Genomic DNA, 17,546 nt, shown 5'->3' with positions numbered 1-17,546 from the left:
CGGTGGTCAGACCGTCCCGGGCCGGCGCGCGTACACCTCGATCTCGATCTTCATCGCCGCGTCCGCGAGCCCGCACACCATCATCGTCGCCGCCGGCCGCACCTCGCCGAACACCCGCCGCAGCACCGGCCAGCACGGCTCGAAGTCCGCCCGCTCCGGCAGCAGGTACCGCACCCGCACCACGTCCTCGAACCCGCACCCGGCCTCCTGGAGCGCGGCCCCGATGTTGCGCAGGCACTGCTCGGCCTGCTCCACCACGTCCTCGGAGATCGTCATGGCCGCGTAGTCGTACCCGGTCGTCCCGGACACGTGCACCCAGTCCCCGTCCACCACCGCCCGCGCGTACCCGATCCGCTCCTCGAACACCGACCCGCTGAGAACCGCCCGCCGCTTCGTCATGCGCCGAACGGTAGCGGTGCGGCCGTGCGGACGGCCCGGGAAAAAAGCGGTTGATCCGGGGCCGGGCGGTTTCTAGGGTGGGAGCACACGAGAGAGGAGGTGGTTCGGCAGATGTATGAGAACCGGACGCGTGAGGTGGCTGCGGGCTAGCGGCCCGTCACCCCATCCTGTGCGGTGCCGGACCCGCGCGCGGCGAACGCGCGCAGCCGGCCCGAAACCAAGCAGTCACCCGACCCGCGAGCTGCCGGTACGTCCGGCCGGCTCCTCCGCCGAGAGGCGGAGGAACCCAGCTCGCGGGTCGTCTGCTGTGCGCCGCCGGGCGCCGCTCGCCTCCCGTTCCGGTCCGGCGTTCGGGCGGAGCGCTCCGGTTGTCGGTGGTATGCGTCAGAATTGAGTCCAGGGCCAGCGCACGCGCCGGTGAGCCGTCCAGCCGCCGGCAGAGGTAATCGAGGGGCACGTATGTCCGGACTGATCGACACCACGGAGATGTACCTCCGCACCATCCTCGAACTGGAGGAGGAAGGCGTCGTCCCCATGCGCGCCCGGATCGCCGAGCGGCTCGACCAGAGCGGGCCGACGGTGAGCCAGACGGTGGCGCGGATGGAGCGCGACGGCCTGGTCTCCGTGGCCCAGGACCGCCATCTGGAGCTGACGGACGAAGGCCGCCGGCTGGCCACGCGCGTCATGCGCAAGCACCGGCTCGCCGAGTGCCTGCTGGTCGACGTGATCGGTCTGGAGTGGGAGCAGGTGCACGCCGAGGCGTGCCGCTGGGAGCACGTGATGAGCGAGGCGGTGGAGCGCCGGGTGCTGGAGCTGCTGCGCCACCCCACCGAGTCGCCCTACGGCAACCCGATCCCGGGCCTGGAGGAGCTGGGCGAGGCCGACGGCGCCAACCCGTTCCTGGACGAGGGCATGGTGTCGCTGGCCGATCTCGACCCGGGCTCGGACGGCAAGACGGTCGTCGTGCGCCGGATCGGCGAGCCGATCCAGACGGACGCGCAGCTGATGTACACGCTGCGCCGCGCGGGCGTGCAGCCCGGCTCGGTGGTCAGCGTGACGGAGTCGCCGGGCGGGGTGCTGGTCGGCAGCGGCGGCGAGGCGGCCGAGCTGGAGGCGGAGACCGCCTCGCACGTCTTCGTCGCCAAGCGCTGAGCGCGGCTCTCCCTCTCTCCCCGGCGGGTGGATTTCCGTGCGCCGAAGGGCAGCGGGCGCGACGCTTCGCGTGCGAGGCTGTTGCGAGAGGCATATGACCCGAAGGGGTGGGGAGGATGTGCCGCAGACATGGGGAAGGCCCCGGCGCCGTGCGGCGCCGGGGCCCGTCCTCCCCTGGTGCGACCCGGAGCCCCGAGCTCTCAAGGTCGTTCCCCTCGGACCCCTTTTCCCCGAGCGGTCCGCCTCCCGTTGAACATCTCCCCTCGGTGACGACGATCATTCCTGGGGCGGGGTCACTCGAACGTGGGGTGTTCGCAGCGAAAAGGGCATTTTCGAATACGTACTCGATAGCCTGCGGACGGGGTGCCGGGCCGCTCGACGCGGCCGGGCAGCAGCACAGCGCACGACGGCAATGGGGGTGCCAGGACCGATGGCGCGGCGTATCGACGTGACCGGGGCGGGCGGCGTACGGCTCGCCGCCTGGGAGTTCGCCGAACCCCCGAAGGACGGACACCGGGCCGGGCAGGGAGAGGCCGGGCGAGGAGAAGCCGGGCGGGGCGGGGCCGAGCGGCCGTTCGTCCCGGCCCAGGCGGAGCCGGCGGCGCCGGAACAGGTGACGCGCCCGGCGCAGCGGCCGGCGCTCTCCGCCGTCCCGGAGCACTCCGGGCGCGCCGAGCAGACCGCCAGGACCGAGCACCCCGCCCCGTCGGAGCACCCCGAGCACCCCGAGCACCCTGCGCACCCCGAGCACCCCGAACTCTCGGGGCGGCCAGGACCGGGGCCGGGTGAGGAACCCGGCGACTCCGGGCGGCCCACCAGCGTGCTGTTGCTCCACGGCCTCATGGGCCGCGCCTCGCACTGGGCGGGCACCGCGCGGTGGCTGTCCGAGCGGTACCGGGCCGTCGCGCTGGACCAGCGCGGGCACGGCCAGAGCGACAAGCCCCCGACGGCCGCCCTCACCCGCGAGGCCTACGTCGAGGACGCCGAGGCGGCCGTGGAGCAGCTCGGTCTCGGCCCGGTGCTGGTCATCGGGCACGGGATGGGCGCGCTGACCGGCTGGCAGCTCGCCGCCCGGCGTCCCGACCTGGTGCGCGGGCTGGTCATCTGCGACATGCGGGCCTCCGCGCTCGGCGCGGCCTCCCAGCGGGAGTGGGAGGAGTGGTTCCGGACCTGGCCGGCGCCGTTCGCCACCCTCGCCGACGTCCGCAGATGGTTCGGCGAGGACGACCCCTGGGTGGACCGGCCGAACCCGGCCCGCGGCGAGTTCTACGCCGAGGTCATGCACGAGTGCCCCGACGGCTGGCGGCCCGTCTTCGCGCCCGCCGACATGCTCGCCTCCCGGGAGACGTGGGTGTACGACGCGCACTGGGAGGAACTCACCCAGGTGCGCTGCCCGGCGCTCGTGGTGCGCGGCCTCGACGGCGAGCTGGGCCGCGCGGAGGCGCAGGAGATGGTCCGCGTCCTGCCGCACGGCCGGTACGCGGAGGTGGTCGACGCCGGTCACCTGGTGCACTGCGACCAGCCGGAGGCGTGGCGCACGGCCATCACCCCGTTCCTGGAGTCGGTCCTCACCCCGTGCCCCTGACCCGGCGCGCGTCCCCCTCGGGGGCGGCGCCGGCCCGCCGGTTCAGCCCTTGCTGACCGCCGTCAGGATCTCCGGCAGCCGGGCCGCCGTGCGCGGCGCGGCCAGGCGCAGGCCGAGCAGGGTGAGGCCGGCGCCGTAGAGCGCGCCGAGCGGCAGCAGCAGCCAGCCCCAGCCGTCGCCGCTCGCGCTGACGTTCGTCCAGACGGTCAGGGCGATGACGGGGGAGCACAGCAGGGCCGCCGACAGCATGCCGCCGAAGACGGCGATCCAGGCGAGACCCGCCTGACCGGGGGCGACGTTCTTGTAGCCCTCCTGCGGGACGGAGTAGGGGAAGCGGGCCGACATCCACGCCCCGGTCGCCAGCATCGCGCCGAGCACGCCGAAGGACAGCCCGAGCACCTGCGGCAGCCGCCCCCACTCGCCGAGCAGCGCCGTCGTCAGCACGGTGACGACGGTGGCGTACGGCAGGGTCACCACGAGCAGGGCCAGGGCGCGGCCGCGCAGCTCGACGTAGGCGTCGCGCGGGGAGGAGATGGTCAAGGCGACCATCCAGAAGGCGGAGGTGTCCTGGCCGAACTGGTTGTACATCTGGATGCCGAGCATGCCGGCGGCGAAGCAGGCGAAGTACGGCGAACCGGCGCCCTGGAGGGCGTTGAAGACGGGGACGATCAGGCCGATGGCCAGTGAGGTGACCCAGGCGGCCTTGGTCTTCGGGTCGCGCCAGACGTAGCGCAGGCTGCGTTCCATGACGGTGCCGGTGCGGCCGGCCGGCAGCAGCCGGGTCAGGCCGCCGGCGCCCGGCCGCTCGCGGGCGGCGGTGTCGGGGCTCTGGAGGGTGGAGGCGTCGGGGGCGGTCATCAGCAGGGTCAGGCTGCGCGCCCACACCCGCAGCAGCGCGACGAGGGCGGCGGCGGTCAGGGCGAGCTGGGCCGCCGCCACCGCGTAGGCGCCGCGGCTCACGGAGTCCACCGCCCCGACGGCCGTCGCGGGCGGCACCCAGCGCAGGACGTCCGCCACCGGGTCGAGCTGGGCCAGGCCCGCCGTGCCGAGCCGCTGCATGCCGAAGTTGACGAACTGCGCGCCGACGGCGACGACCAGGCCGCTGAGCACGGCGAGGTCGCGGCCCCTGCGGCTGGTCAGCAGCTGGATGTTGGCGGCGGCGACGGCGCGGGCGAGGGCCACGCACACCAGCAGTGCGAGCGGGACGGCGAGGACCGCGACGGCCCACGCGGCGGCCCCGTGCGCCACCGTGACGGCGCAGCCGGCCAGGAGCAGCGCCGTGAACAGCGGTCCGACGCCGACCAGGGAGGCGGTCAGCAGGGCCCGCACCAGCGGCCGCGGCCGCAGCGGCAGCATCACCAGGCGGGTCGGGTCGAGGGTCTCGTCGCCGCTGGGGAAGAACAGCGGCATCACCGCCCAGCCCAGCGCCAGCAGCGCGCCGCCGGGCACGGCGACGGAGGCGATGTGCGGGTGGCCGCGCAGCATGATCAGCCCGAGCAGCTGGAAGGCGGCGAACAGCAGGGCGAGGACGGCGGAGGTGACGTAGGCGGCGCGTCGTCCGGCGGACTGCCGCAGCCCGTTGCGCAGCAGCGACAGCTTCAGCCGTACGACGACGGGGGTGATCGACGGCGCGGGAGCGGATGCCGGGGCCGCGGGGCCGGCCGGGACGGGTTCGGTCGGGGCGGCGGCGCTCACCGGGCGCCGCCGCCGAGCCAGTCGAGGTCGGAGCCGGCGGCACGGCCCTGCGCGCCGACGAGCGCGAGGAAGCTCTGCTGGAGGGTGGCGGCGTCGCCGCGGACCTCGGCGAGCGGGCCGTGCGCGCGGATGCGGCCGGCGGCCATGACGGCGACCCAGTCGCACAGCGACTCGACCAGTTCCATCACGTGCGAGGAGAACACGACGGTGGCGCCGGAGGCGGTGTAGCGCTCCAGGACGCCGCGGATGGTCTGCGCGGAGACGGGATCGACGCCCTCGAACGGCTCGTCCAGGAAGAGGACTTCGGGGTTGTGCAGCAGGGCGGTGGCGAGCCCGATCTTCTTGCGCATGCCGGTGGAGTAGTCGACGACCAGCTTGTGCTGGGCGCCGGCGAGGTCGAGCACGTCGAGCAGCTGGGCCGCGCGCCGGTCCACCTCGGCACCGGCCAGTCCCCGCAACCGCCCGGAATAGGCGAGGAGTTCACGTCCGGTGAGCCGTTCGAACAGGCGCAGTCCCTCCGGCAGTACGCCGATGCGCGCCTTCACGGCGACCGGGTCCCGCCACACGTCGTGGCCGGCGATCTCGACGGTGCCCTGGTCGGGGCGGAGCAGTCCGGTGACCATGGAGAGGGTGGTGGTCTTGCCGGCCCCGTTGGGCCCGACCAGTCCGATGAACTTCCCGGCGGGCAGCTCCAGATCGATCCCGGCGACCGCGATCTGCTGCCCGAACCGCTTCCACAGCCCCTGAATCCGTACGGCACTGGTACTCACCACTGCTGCTCCCTCCGTCTGGGTGAACCCTACGGGGGAGCGGCACGGCGTTCACCGGCCAGAGCGCCGGCGCCGCGGCCGGGAGGCGCTAGCGGTCGCGTCCGCAGGCGTAGGCGAGGGCGGAGATCAGTTCCCCGGCGTCCGGCAGCCAGCGGTTGGCGGGGGTCGGCCGGCGGGCCCACTGGACCGCGCCGCGCGTCCCGTACCGGGTGGGCGGCGCGGCGACGTAGGCGCCCTCGCCGAGCGCGACCAGGTCCAGGGAGGACGGGGACCAGCCCCGTTCGCGCACCAGGCCGGGGAGTTTGGCGCAGGCGCCGGGCAGGACGAAGAACTGCATGCGCCGCTCCGGGGTGCGGGTGACCGGGCCGGGCGTCAGTCCCATCCGCTCCATCCGGGCGAGCGCGAGGAACCCGGCGGTCTCGGCGACGCACATCGCGTCGAACGTGCGGCCGGTGGGCAGCAGGATCGACGCGGTGGGCCGCTTCTGCCACAGCCCGCGGGCGACGGTGGCGCTGCCGGTCGCCTGGGCCGTCCAGTCCGTGCGCGCCGGGTGTGCGCCGGGTGCGGCGCACGCCGGGTCGCCGCAGGAGCAGCGCTGCACCCCGTCCACGGTCTCCAACCAGGTGCCGGGGAGCACGTCCCAGTGGCGCTCTTCGGCATAGCGAACGGCGGTCTCCAGCAGCGAGTCGCCGCGCTGCGTGGGGATCTGGCCGGTGAGGGGCGCGGCTTCGGTGCCCCGGATCGTCTCTTCCACGGTGGACTCAACTCCCGTGCCCACCTGGAGTTACGGGATGCGCGGCGGGGTCGCGCGCGGGGGAGGAGCACCGATTCCACGGTCGGGGCGCATGGGTGCATGTGCGGGGGCGCGCGGGAGGATCCGCGGCGGGCGCGGGGTAGTTGAGTGTGGGGGCGGCATGCACCTTTACTCCGGCAATCTTCGCATGTCCCGCATTTTCGGTATGTCCGTGGGGCATTGATCTTCCCGGCCGGTCTCCTCGCCGGAACGCATCAGGGGCCGGCCGCGCAAGTCACGTCAACTTCGGTGCGTGGGCAGGGCACCGCAGCCACACGCGAGCCGCCAGGAAGCAGGGGGTTATGCCATGGCCGCAAGGCCTCTCGTAGCGCGGCAGCCGAACGAACGGCTACAAGCGCTCATCCAGGAAGCGGGCTGCTCGAACGCCGGGCTGGCCCGCCGGGTCAACATGTGCGGCGCCGAGCACGGTCTGGATCTGCGGTACGACAAGACGTCCGTGGCGCGCTGGCTGCGCGGACAGCAGCCGCGCGGGCGGGCCCCCGCGGTCATCGCCGAGGCGCTGGGCCGCAAGCTGGGCCGTACGGTCACGATCGACGAGATCGGCATGGCCAACGGCAAGAACCTCGCCTCGGGCGTGGGTCTCCAGTTCTCGCCGACGGTCCTGGGGGCCATCGAGCAGGTCTGCGAGCTGTGGCGCAGCGACGTGGGCCGGCGGGACTTCCTGTCCGGCTCCTCCGTCGCCGCCTCCGCGCTGGTCGAGCCCAGCCGCGACTGGCTGATCTCGGCGCCGGACGGGCAGGTGGCGCGGGCGGCCGGCCCGAGAGTGGGGCAGTCGGACGTCGCGGCCGTACGGGCCATGACACAGGCGCTGGTGGACCTGGACCACACCTACGGCAGCGGGCACGTGCGGCCGGTGGTCGTGCACTACCTCAACAGCGTGGTCTCCGGGCTGCTGGCCGGCTCGTACCGGGAGGCGGTGGGCCGCGACCTGTTCGGCGCGGTGGCGCGGCTGACCGAGCTGGCCGGGTACATGGCCGTGGACACCGGCCAGCCGGGGCTCGCCCAGCGCTACTACATCCAGGCGCTGCGGCTCGCCCAGGCGGCCGGCGACCGCGGCTACGGCGGCTACGTGCTGGCGGCCTCCATGAGCCATCTCGCCGCGCAGCTGGGCAACCCGCGGGAGATCGCGCAGCTGGCGCGGGCGGCGCAGGAGGGCGCGCGGGGCCGGGTGACCCCGCGCGCGGAGTCGATGTTCCACGCGGCCGAGGCGCGCGGGCACGCCCTGATGGGCGACGTGCGGGCGGCGCAGCTGTCGGCCGGGCGGGCGATCAGCGCGCTGGAGGCGAGCGAGGCGGACACCGGCGACGATCCGGTGTGGATCGCCCACTTCGACGAGGCGTACCTCGCCGACGAGCTGGCCCATTGCTACCGGGACCTGGGGCAGCCGGAGGCGGCGGCGCGGCAGGCGGAGCGGGCGCTGGCCGGGCATCCGGTCTCGCGGGCCCGGCGCCGGGCGATCGGCTATGTGCTGCTCGCCACGGCGCAGGTGCAGCAGCGGGAGATCGAGCAGGCGTGCCACACCGGGATGAAAGCCGTGGAACTGCTGGAGACGCTGCGTTCCAACCGGGGCGCGGAGTATCTGGAGGACTTCCAGCAGCGGCTCGATCCGTTCCGGGACGAGGCGGTGGTGAGGGAGTTCGGGGCGCGGCTGGAGGTGCAGGCGGCGGCGTGAACGCGCGCGGCCGGACCATGTACAGCGCATCGGACGCGGGTTTCGTCACTGCGGCCGTGGGGGAGGGGGTGGAGCCCCGTGCTGCGTGGCACGGGGCTCCGGGGACCCGGTAGCGTGACCCGACGATTCCGCAAGTCCCCCATTCGTAGGAGTCCCGGTGACGCAGAGTGGACAGGGCGAGGAGCCCTCGGCGCGGCCCGCGCGCGAAGGCATCGTGCTGCCCTCCGACGGTGGGCAGCCCCTGCTGCCGGGCATGACGGGCGACCCGGGCGGCGGAACGGGCGGCCACGGCGGCCAGGGCGGCCAGGGCGGCCACGGCGGCCACGGCGGGCCGCCGCCCGCGCAGCAGCCCGGACAGGGTCCGGGCAGCGCGCCGCCCGGCGGCCAGTCATGGGGCCAGCCGTGGGGGCCGGGGCAGCAGCAGAGCCACCAGCCGCCGCAGTCCGGGCAGCCGGGGCAGGGCTGGCAGGCCCAGGCTCCCGAGCAGACCTGGGGCTCCCCGCAGCAGCCGTACCAGCAGCCGCAGGGCCAGTGGGACGCGCACGGACCGGCCGCCGGGCACCCGGGCGCCGGCCCGCTGCCCCCGGAGGGCGCCCCCGCGCCGGGCCACGGCGCCCACGGCGGCGCACAGCCGCCGTACCCGCAGCAGCACCCGCAGCACCCGCAGCAGGCGGGCGGCACGCACGGGGCCCCGCTGCCGCCGGCTGCCGCCGCGCCGTACGGGGCTCCGGGCGCGGACGAGGGCGCCACCCAGTACATACCGCCGGTGACCGACGGCCCGGCGCCCTACGCGCCGCCCGTGGACGAGGGCGCGACGCAGTACATACCGTCGGTGGGCGCGGGCGCCATGCCGCCCGAGGCGTCCGGCGGCGACCCCGCGACCCACTTCCTCGGCCGGGTGCCGCAGGGCGGCGGCGCGGGCGGCGGCAATCCGGACGCCGAGCCGACCCAGTTCATGGCCCCGGTGCCCGGCGCTCCCGCGGCCGGCAACCCGGCCGCGCCCTACGGCGCCGGACCGGGCGGCCCCGGCGACGGCGCCGGACGGCAGACGCCCGCCGAGTTCGACAACCTGTTCCGCGGCGGTGAGGCCCAGGCCCCGGCCACCGCGCAGCTGCCCCGGGTGGAGCCCCACCACGGCGCCCGGCCCGCCCCGGCCGGCTACCCCGGCCCCGGCGGCCACCCCGGCCCGGGCGGCGGCGCGCCCTTCGGCGGGCAGCCCGGCGGCTCCGGCGCGGACGGCGCCCGCGGCCGCGGCGGCAAGCGCACCGGCTCGCGGCTGCCGCTGATCGCGGCCGTCGGCGTGGGCATCGCCGTCCTCGGCGTGGGCGCGGGCGCCCTGCTCAGCGGCGGTGGCGACGACGGCGGCGACAAGGGCGACGCGAGCTCCCAGGTGTCCGCCACCGCCCCGGCCACCGAGCCGTCGGCCTCGTCGGCCGCTCCCGACCCGGCCCGCGGGCAGGCGGTGGAGCTGGACAAGCTGCTCGCCGACAGCGGCAGCAGCCGGGCCTCCGTGATCAAGGCGGTGGCCGACGTCAAGAAGTGCGCCAACCTCGGGCAGGCCGCCGCCGACCTGCGCGACGCCGCCAAGCAGCGCGGCGAGCTGGTCACCCGCCTGGGCGGTCTCTCCGTCGACAAGCTGCCCGAGCACGCCCAGCTGACCGGCGCGCTCACCAGCGCCTGGAAGGCGTCCGCCTCGGCCGACCAGCACTACGCGGCCTGGGCGGACCAGGTCGGCGGCAAGAACGGCTGCAAGAAGGGCCAGGCCCGCGGCACCTCCCAGGCCCAGGCCGGCAACCGGCAGAGCGGTGTCGCCAGCGCCCAGAAGAGCAAGGCCGCCGGGCTGTGGAACGCGATCGCCTCGAAGTACGGCCTCACCCAGCGCCAGCCCACCCAGCTGTGACCCGCCGGAACACGCGGCGGTGACCCGCTGACCACGACCGAGCCCCCGGCCCCGGAGATCTCCGGTGACCGGGGGCTCGGCTCGTCGTGCTCAGCCCACGTCCGCGTCCTGAAGCGTCCTCGTCACGTCCATGGCGCTCCGCGGCGCCGCCACCAGGCGGCCCTGGCGCACCACCTGGAGGGTGACGCCGGCGTTGACCAGCCGGGCCAGGCCGGCGGCGGCGAAGGGACCGGAGGCGCTCCAGCTCAGCGGCGGGGTCAGACCGCCGGTGTCGGCCTTCAGGCCGTCGTTCAGGGTGCGGCGCACGCTGTCGGCGGTCACCTCGCCGGAGCCGATCCGCTCCACGACGGCGCGCAGCACGGTGTAGGCGATCCAGGTGGTCTGCACCCCGGCGTCGGCCGGGTCGACGCGGTTGTCGCCGAACGCCTGCTCGTTGATCACCTTCTTCATCGGCGCCCAGCGCGGATCGTCCGGCACCGGGTACCAGCCGGTGATGTACGCCCCCTCGTAGGGCCCCGCGCTGCCGCCGCTCGCGTCGATCACCGTCTGGTCGACGTTGCCGAGCACGGCGGCGGTGCGCACCGTCCGGTAGCCCTCGCGGTCGCGGCGGAAGGAGTCCATGAAGATGCTGGTCCGCTCGCCCAGGGAGGGCACCACGCAGCCGCGCCGGCCCGGCTCGGCGGTCGCCTGCTTCAGCGCCCGGTCCGCCTGGCCGGAGTACTCGTTGGCGTCCTCGGCGGCCGGCTGGTCCCGCGCGGGGCCGTGGCCGCCCGCCTTCAGGCCCGTGTCGAGCAGCCCGGGCAGCTCGTCGCCGGCGATGCTGTCGGGCCGTACGAAGGTGACCGGGCCGCAGTCGCCGGCCAGCGCCTTGCCGAGCCCCACCAGCAGGCTGGGCTGGCCGCCGTTGACGGGGTAGGACAGTGCCCTGGTGAACTCGGCGGTGGTCACGCCGTAGCCGCCGAGGTACGGGATGCCCGCGCCCTCCAGCGGCGGGAAGAAGGAGTCGCTGTACTGGCTGTAGGAGCCGACGACGGCGACCACGTCCTCCTTGACGGCGAGCCGGGCGCACTTGGCCGCCGCCACGCTGTCGTTGCCCTCGTTGCAGGTCAGGACCCGGAGCTTGTGCCCGGCGATGCCGCCCTGGGCGTTGATCCAGCGAGCGTAGGCGCGGGCCATGGCCGGCATGCCGGGCTTGTTGGTCGCCCGGGTGCGGTCCGGCGCCCAGGTCATCACGGTCACGGTGCCGTCCCCGGAGCCCCCCGTGACGGCGGGGACGACACCGCAGCCGGCGGCGAGCGACACACACACCGCCAGGGCGCCCGCGGACAGCAGGGTCCGTTTCCGTCCGGCGGGCCGGGTCGGGGCGGTGGGGAGGAAGGTGCGCGCGCGTCGCCTGCCGGTCATGTCCCCGCACGATTCCGGCACATCCCCAACCCTGGAGTGATCCGTGCTTGACAATGGGTGACGCAACGGTGAATTACGGGGGCCGGACCGGCGGTCCAGAAGGAGAACGTACGATCGATGACCGTGCAAGGTTCGGAGAACTCTTCCCGTCGCGGCCGTCGCTCCTCCACCATGGGCGGCATGCCACTCAACGACATGCCGTGGTGGCGCTGGCGCAGCAATGTGCGCTCCGCGCTGCACATGCTCTCCGACCCGGTGTTCCAGCGGGACGTCTGGCTGGCGGGCGTCGAGGGGTACGGGGACGTCACCGACGCCGTCTACCGGCTGGTGGAGGACACCTGGCTGGACAGCTGGTCGGCCGAGAAGTACGTCGGCACGATCTTCCGTGACTCCCAGGAGGCGGCGCTCGTCGACACGGCCGTCCTGCGGGTGCTGCGGATCATGCACCAGGTCGGACCGGACGCCCCGGTGGCCGCCTACCTCGACCACCACGCCTGGCCGGAGGCCGTGCGGGCGGCCCGGGACGCGCACCTGCGGCTCGCGGCGAGCGACGGCGACGACCCGGACACGCCGCCGCGCACCCTGGAGGTCCTGCGCCTCATGACCCGCGCCGCCTAGAGGCGTCCCCTTCGGACCGGGCGGCACGCGCCGTCCGGTCGGCGGGACGCGTTCCCGCCGCGGGCGGGGCGTGTGGGACCCTGTCCCGCATGACTGAGCAGTCCTCCCGAGCCGCCGCCGCCCCGGCCGACCAATACGTCCTGACCCTCGCGTGCCCCGACAAGCAGGGCATCGTGCACGCCGTGTCGAGCTATCTCTTCATGACCGGCTGCAACATCGTGGACAGCCAGCAGTTCGGCGACCAGGACTCGGGACTGTTCTTCATGCGGGTCCACTTCTCCGCCGAGGCGCCGGTGACCGTGGACAAGCTGCGGGCCAGCTTCGCGGCGATCGGCGACTCCTTCGCCATGGAGTGGCAGATCCACCGGGCCGACGAGAAGATGCGGATCGTGCTGATGGTCAGCAAGTTCGGGCACTGCCTGAACGACCTGCTCTTCCGCGCCCGGATCGGCGCGCTGCCCGTCGACATCGCCGCCGTGGTGTCCAACCACACCGACTTCGCGGAACTGGTCGCCTCCTACGGCATCCCCTTCCACCACATCCCGGTGACCCGGGACACCAAGGCCGAGGCCGAGGGGCGCCTGCTGGACCTGGTGCGCGAGGAGGACATCGAGCTCGTCGTCCTCGCCCGCTACATGCAGGTCCTCTCCGACGACCTGTGCAAGCAGCTCAGCGGCCGGATCATCAACATCCACCACTCCTTCCTGCCGAGCTTCAAGGGCGCCAAGCCGTACCACCAGGCGCACGCCCGGGGCGTGAAGCTGATCGGCGCGACGGCCCACTACGTCACCGCCGACCTCGACGAGGGCCCGATCATCGAGCAGGAGGTCGAGCGGGTCGGCCACGACGTCACCCCGGACCAGCTGGTCGCCGTCGGGCGCGACGTGGAGTGCCAGGCCCTGGCCCGCGCGGTCAAGTGGCACGCCGAACGCCGCATCCTCCTCAACGGCCGCCGCACGGTGGTCTTCGCCTGACGCCCCGCGCCAACGGCCCGACGGGCTACATCCGGCTCAGCGACGCCGCCGCGTACAGCACGTCACGGATCGCCTCGCGGTCGCCGCGCTGACCGGCGGCCGCCTCGCGCGGGGTGAGGTGACCGGCCGCCAGATGGCAGAACTCCACGCCGTCCAGCGCCACATGGGCCACCTCGTGGTCCGCCGAGCCGACCGCGCCGGGCGCGTCGAGCGGTATCAGCCACTGCCCGCCGCCCGAGCCCTCGATCTCCAGCCGCAGGCTGCGCCCGGGCGCGCCCGCGGTCACCAGGTGCCGCGCCCGGCCGGGCGCGGCCAGTCCGGCCCGCCGCCGCTCGGCCAGCACCCCCGGCAGCATCCGGGCGGCCAGGTCGATCATCCCGTGCAGATGGCGCGGGGCCGGCGGATCGTAGGGGTAGGCCACCGCGTCCGCGATGTCCTCGGCGTGCACCCAGCACTCGAAGGCCCGGTCCAGCAGCGCGTCCCGCAACGGCAGTTCGAAGCCGCCGTAGGGCACCGTCGCCGCCTCGGGGAAGTCGTCGGCGCCCGCCGCCCCGCCGGTGCGGGACACCGTCCGCACCAGCGCGTGCGTCTGGCTGCGCCACGGCGCCCGCACGGAGCGGGTCGGCGGGCGGGGCGCGGCGCGCCAGTACGCCTCGGTGCGCGCCGCGGGCGTGGGCCGGCCGGCGGCGGCGTCCGCGAGCGGGTCGGCGAGGCCGAGCGCCACCGCGACCAGCCCGTCCACGCTCATCAGGTGCGCGATGACGCCCGCGACCGTCGTCCGCCGGCTGGCCGCCGCCTCGCCCTCGAACCACCGCAGCCGCACCGGCGCGTGCCAGTCGGAGTCGCGGATGTCCTGGAGCAGCGCGTCCAGGCGCGCGGTCTCCGCGTCGTAGGGCGCGGCCCACGCGGGCACCGGGACGCGCGCCGGTCGCCGCTCCAGGCAGCTCTCCAGGATCCGGGTGCGCAGTCCGGGGTCGAGGTCCAGGCTCTCGGGCGGGTGCAGCAGCCCGACCGCCGCCCGCAGCCGCAGCGCCTCCTCGGCACAGTCGCCGCAGCCGCCGAGGTGCTCCTCCACCGCCGCCGCCTCGCCGGGCGAGCAGGCGGCCAGCGCCCACGCCCCGAGGAGCGACTTCAGGACGTCGTGCGCCGGCCCGGGCGCGCCCGCGTCCGTGTCCGCGCGCTGCCCCGGCCGCGGCGCCGGCCGGTCCCGCCCGCTCATGCCGCGCCCTTGTGTCCGGGCGGCGGTGCGCCGGGGCCGGCCGTGTCGTGGGCGGTGGCCAGCAACTGGAGGCCGAGGCGGAGCCGGCGGCGGGCCTCTTCCTCGGTGACGCCCAGGTCGGCGGCGGTCTGCCGGTAGTCGCGGCGCTGGAAGTAGGCCAGTTCCAGGGCGGCGCGCAGCGGGGCGGGCAGGGAGTGGACGATGAAGTCGGCGCGGGCGGCGACGGAGGCGCGGCGCACCTTGCGCTCCAGCTCCTCGGGCGAGCCCGCGCCGCCGTCGGTGAGCGCGGCGGCCTCGGTGGCGCGCAGGCGCCGCACGGCGAGCCGGTGGGTCAGGGTCGCCACCCAGGTGCGCAGCGGGCCCTGGCGCGGGTCGTAGGCGTCGGGGTGCTGCCAGACGTGGGCGAAGACCTCGCGGGTGAGGGCGTCGGCGGCCGGTTCGTCGCCGAGCACGCGGTGGGCGAGACCGTGCACGAGGGAGGCGAAGCGGTCGTACAGCTCGCCGAGGGCGGCGGCCTCGCCGCGGGCGAGCCGCTGCTGCATCCCGCTGTCCCAGCGGGGCGGTGCGTCCTTCTTCGCCATGCGGCCCCCTCCGCGCCCGGCGCCGTGCCGCGCTCGTGTCCTGGTCCGTCGCTGGTCCAGCGTGTCTGCCCGGCCCCCTCGAATGTAGTCGGCACGTGCGAGGCCGTACGCCCCTTTGTGCCAATGTGCGCCCCCGGCGCACCGCAGGTGGTAGAGGGCGCTTTCTCGTTCTTCCGCGTCTACCCCCGCGCACTCGGCCCCATTCTGACCGAACGTGACAGGAGTTGACCGAAACAATCCCCTTGATGAACAAGGCCGGTTTGATGCGTGGCGTTTGGGGGAACGGCCGCTGGGCAGCCGCGCGAAAAGAAGCGTAGGAACTGCTTCCGTTTCCGGGCGGTTCCGGGGAAGATCCGGCGAGCGGAGGGCGGGCCGTGGTGTTCAAGGTGACCGGTGACGAACAGGGCGGGTGGAGCGTGCTCCAGGTCGCCGGCGAACTGGATCTGGTGACCTCGCCGGTGCTGCGCCAACGGGTCCACGACGTGGTGGCCCAGGGCCGCCACGATCTCGTGCTGGACCTCTCGGAGGTGTTCTTCTGCGACTCCAGCGGCGTCGGCGTGCTCATCGCCGCCCGCCGGCTGTTCCGCTCCTGCCAGGGCCGGCTGCGGCTGATCCTGCCGGCCGGCGGCGCCGAGGAGGGCTCCCACGTCAACCGGGTGCTCGGCGCCCTCGGGGTGCGCCGCCTCTTCGACGTCCACCCGGACCTGGCCTCGGCGACCGACGAGGAACCGCTCTCCGCGTGACGCGCGCGGCCCGCGTGCGGTGACCCGCGGCACCCCGCGTTGTAGTACCCGTGTCCCGGAATTCCCCCGGAGTCGGCACAACGGTCGCTTTCCCGCCTCCCGCGGGCCCCGGGCGTCGTACGCTCCCAGCCAACGCACCCCCACACGTGAGGCGGCCGAGAAGACATGGTGAGCAGCGAGTACGAGCGCAGGATCGGGGACCGGTTCGCCACCCTCGACCAGGACGGCAACGGCTGGATCGACCGCGAGGACTTCAACGTGGCGGCCAAGGCGCTGCTCGCCGAGTTCGGCGCCGCCGCCCGCTCCGACAAGGGCCAGGCCCTGTACGGCGGGGCGGAGGCCTTCTGGCAGGGCATGGCCGGGATCGCCGACCGCGACGGCGACCAGCGCATCACCCGGCAGGAGTTCGTGACCGGCGCGGTCAAGCGGCTGCGCGACAACCCCGAGCGGTTCGCCGAGATCGCCCGCCCCTTCCTGCACGCCGCCCTGGCCGTCGCGGACACCGACGACGACGGCGCCGCCACCGTCGCGGACATCGCCCGCGTGCTCGGGGTGCTCGGCGTGTCCGCGGACACCGCGCGGGCCACCGCGGCCGCGCTCGACGCCGACGGCGACGACCGGATCGGCGAGCAGGACGTCGTGCCCGCGCTCGCCCGCTACTTCACCGTCGCCGAGTGACCCGGCGAGGCCGGCCGGACCCTCGCGAAGCATGGCGGAGCGCGACTACTTAGGGTAGTCGCCACGTTGTCCGCCTCGCGCCACCCGTCACGTCCCGGAGTCGCCGGTCCGCTCCGGTACCTTGTGTCGGGTGCGAGTGGTTCCGCGGACCAGCCGTCCCGGCGCCGTCCCGGGGGCGGCCCCGGACGGGGCGGTGCGCGCGGCTGCGTGCGAGGTCGGGCGGCCCGTATCGACCACCTGTTCTACTTCTCGCGATGAGCGTCGCACAGTATGCCGCACGAGTACTCCTTCGCGCGGGAATATGCCCGAAGCGCTTGTTGTGGTGACGGTACGTCAACCATGCTGTCTCGCGTGGGAGTCACGGTCCGTGACGCTTGCTCTGGTCGTTGTCAGTCGTTGTCAGTCATTGTTCTGGTTGTTCTGGCCATGCAGAAAATGGCTACGATCGTGGCCCTCGCACGGCGTGGGGCCATGGGTCCGCCGGTTCGGATGGTGTGAGCGGTGCAGGTGCTTCAAGTGCAGCTGGAGATCCGGCCCGACCCCGCGGAGGTGGGGCGGGCCCGCAGGTGGGCCCGTTCCCGGCTGGCCGGGTCGGGGATAGCGGCCGACGAGCCGCTCGCCGAGACCCTGGTCCTGCTCGTCTCCGAGCTGGTCACCAACGCCGTGGTGCACACCGGCTGTCCGGCCGTGCTGCGGCTCTCCCTGCCCGGCACGGCGGCCGAAGCGGCCACCGTCCGGCTGGAGGTGGCCGACGCCAGCACCCGGGCGCCCGTGCCGCGCTGCCCTGACGACGACGCCACCGGCGGCCGGGGCCTGGCCCTGGTCGACGGCCTCGCCGACCGCTGGGGCTGGAGCGCGGAGGGCGCCGGCAAGCGGATCTGGTGCGAACTGGACCGCTGCGCACCGGCCGTCGCGCACACCGCCGCACCGACCGCCTGCGGCGACCAGGCGGCTCCGGTGAGCGGCAGCGCGGCCACGGTGACCGGGACGCCGGGACTCGACGGGCCGACGTACGAGGGCCTGGCCTTCGAGGCGGTGTGACGGCCGGGCCCGCGGGCGGCGTCCGGCAACCGCCGACGCCGCGTGCGCGGGCCGCGCGTACGGGAGTCGCGGGGCCGAGGCCGAGGCTGCGGGCTGCGTTCGCGTGCTGCCGGGAGGACCAACGGCCGGGGCTTCGAGCCGAGTTCGCGTGGCGGTCGGGCCGGAGGGCCGAGGGCGTGGGCGGCGTCGGGTAGTTGGTAGTTGCCCGGGTCGGTCCGGGCGGCTCGATGGCCCGGGTCGCTGCCGGGGGCGTCCGGGGCGGGGCCGGGGTGCGGCTGTGTGCCGGGAGGTCGCCGGGCTC

The 17,546-nt window shown here is 74.8% G+C and carries 16 protein-coding genes; 9 read left to right on the top strand and 7 right to left on the bottom strand.

Annotated features, from left to right (window positions below; translation table 11 throughout):
* Positions 1–6: 6 nt before the first annotated feature.
* On the bottom strand, positions 7–399 hold the full coding sequence (locus ABEB07_RS24230) for a RidA family protein (RefSeq protein WP_164585094.1): 393 nt from the start codon (positions 397–399) through the stop codon (positions 7–9).
* Between the two features lie 459 nt (positions 400–858).
* Between ABEB07_RS24230 and ABEB07_RS24225 the strand changes: the two genes are divergently transcribed.
* Both ABEB07_RS24225 and ABEB07_RS24220 read left to right on the top strand, forming a co-directional pair.
* Entirely contained in the window at positions 859–1,551 is a 693-nt protein-coding gene (locus ABEB07_RS24225; RefSeq protein ID WP_164585093.1) for a metal-dependent transcriptional regulator, read from the top strand.
* 430 nt (positions 1,552–1,981) lie between these two features.
* Positions 1,982–3,136, top strand: a complete 1,155-nt coding sequence (locus ABEB07_RS24220; RefSeq protein WP_345670275.1) for an alpha/beta fold hydrolase — start codon at positions 1,982–1,984, stop codon at positions 3,134–3,136.
* A 42-nt stretch (positions 3,137–3,178) separates the two neighbouring features.
* Here ABEB07_RS24220 and ABEB07_RS24215 read toward each other — a convergent pair whose 3' ends face one another.
* From ABEB07_RS24215 to ABEB07_RS24205, 3 genes are all read right to left on the bottom strand, one after another.
* Positions 3,179–4,831: a transporter gene (locus ABEB07_RS24215; protein WP_425589069.1), complete on the bottom strand. Its 1,653-nt coding sequence runs from the start codon at positions 4,829–4,831 to the stop codon at positions 3,179–3,181.
* Positions 4,828–5,604, bottom strand: coding sequence for an ABC transporter ATP-binding protein (locus tag ABEB07_RS24210; RefSeq protein ID WP_176149415.1), 777 nt, complete (start codon positions 5,602–5,604; stop codon positions 4,828–4,830). The genes ABEB07_RS24215 and ABEB07_RS24210 overlap by 4 nt, the downstream gene beginning before the upstream one ends.
* Positions 5,605–5,689: 85 nt before the next feature.
* Positions 5,690–6,355: a bifunctional DNA primase/polymerase gene (locus ABEB07_RS24205; RefSeq protein WP_176149414.1), complete on the bottom strand. Its 666-nt coding sequence runs from the start codon at positions 6,353–6,355 to the stop codon at positions 5,690–5,692.
* 346 nt (positions 6,356–6,701) lie between these two features.
* Between ABEB07_RS24205 and ABEB07_RS24200 the strand changes: the two genes are divergently transcribed.
* Together ABEB07_RS24200 and ABEB07_RS24195 are read left to right on the top strand one after the other, a co-directional pair.
* On the top strand, positions 6,702–8,087 hold the full coding sequence (locus ABEB07_RS24200) for a transcriptional regulator (protein WP_164589012.1): 1,386 nt from the start codon (positions 6,702–6,704) through the stop codon (positions 8,085–8,087).
* A gap of 157 nt (positions 8,088–8,244) precedes the next feature.
* Positions 8,245–9,987, top strand: a complete 1,743-nt coding sequence (locus tag ABEB07_RS24195) for a hypothetical protein (RefSeq protein ID WP_345670274.1) — start codon at positions 8,245–8,247, stop codon at positions 9,985–9,987.
* Positions 9,988–10,077: 90 nt separating this feature from the next.
* Here the strand turns inward: ABEB07_RS24195 and ABEB07_RS24190 are convergent, their stop codons facing one another.
* Complete coding sequence (locus ABEB07_RS24190) at positions 10,078–11,391, bottom strand: ABC transporter substrate-binding protein (RefSeq protein ID WP_345670273.1); 1,314 nt, start codon at positions 11,389–11,391, stop codon at positions 10,078–10,080.
* Positions 11,392–11,508: 117 nt separating this feature from the next.
* Here ABEB07_RS24190 and ABEB07_RS24185 point away from each other — a divergent pair, with 117 nt between their 5' ends.
* The gene (locus ABEB07_RS24185; RefSeq protein ID WP_176149410.1) at positions 11,509–12,009 is read left to right on the top strand and encodes an SCO4402 family protein; all 501 of its coding nucleotides are present in this window, start codon (positions 11,509–11,511) and stop codon (positions 12,007–12,009) included.
* 89 nt (positions 12,010–12,098) lie between these two features.
* A complete protein-coding gene (gene purU / locus ABEB07_RS24180) occupies positions 12,099–12,983 on the top strand; it encodes a formyltetrahydrofolate deformylase (RefSeq protein ID WP_345670271.1) in 885 nt (294 codons plus the stop codon).
* Positions 12,984–13,008: 25 nt separating this feature from the next.
* Here the strand turns inward: purU and ABEB07_RS24175 are convergent, their stop codons facing one another.
* Positions 13,009–14,202, bottom strand: a complete 1,194-nt coding sequence (locus ABEB07_RS24175; protein WP_345670269.1) for a zf-HC2 domain-containing protein — start codon at positions 14,200–14,202, stop codon at positions 13,009–13,011.
* Positions 14,199–14,783 (bottom strand): sigma-70 family RNA polymerase sigma factor, encoded by a 585-nt coding sequence (locus tag ABEB07_RS24170; RefSeq protein ID WP_345670268.1) that lies wholly within the window; start codon positions 14,781–14,783, stop codon positions 14,199–14,201. The genes ABEB07_RS24175 and ABEB07_RS24170 overlap by 4 nt, the downstream gene beginning before the upstream one ends.
* Before the next feature lie 374 nt (positions 14,784–15,157).
* Between ABEB07_RS24170 and ABEB07_RS24165 the strand changes: the two genes are divergently transcribed.
* From ABEB07_RS24165 to ABEB07_RS24155, 3 genes are all read left to right on the top strand, one after another.
* Entirely contained in the window at positions 15,158–15,526 is a 369-nt protein-coding gene (locus ABEB07_RS24165; RefSeq protein ID WP_164589284.1) for an STAS domain-containing protein, read from the top strand.
* A 165-nt stretch (positions 15,527–15,691) separates the two neighbouring features.
* A complete protein-coding gene (locus ABEB07_RS24160) occupies positions 15,692–16,204 on the top strand; it encodes an EF-hand domain-containing protein (RefSeq protein ID WP_176149408.1) in 513 nt (170 codons plus the stop codon).
* Positions 16,205–16,720: 516 nt separating this feature from the next.
* A complete protein-coding gene (locus ABEB07_RS24155; protein ID WP_345670323.1) occupies positions 16,721–17,245 on the top strand; it encodes an ATP-binding protein in 525 nt (174 codons plus the stop codon).
* Positions 17,246–17,546 lie beyond the last annotated feature (301 nt).

The organism is Streptomyces similanensis (genome assembly GCF_039543625.1).
Classification (GTDB): domain Bacteria; phylum Actinomycetota; class Actinomycetes; order Streptomycetales; family Streptomycetaceae; genus Streptomyces; species Streptomyces similanensis.
This window is presented reverse-complemented; position numbering and strand designations above follow the sequence as displayed.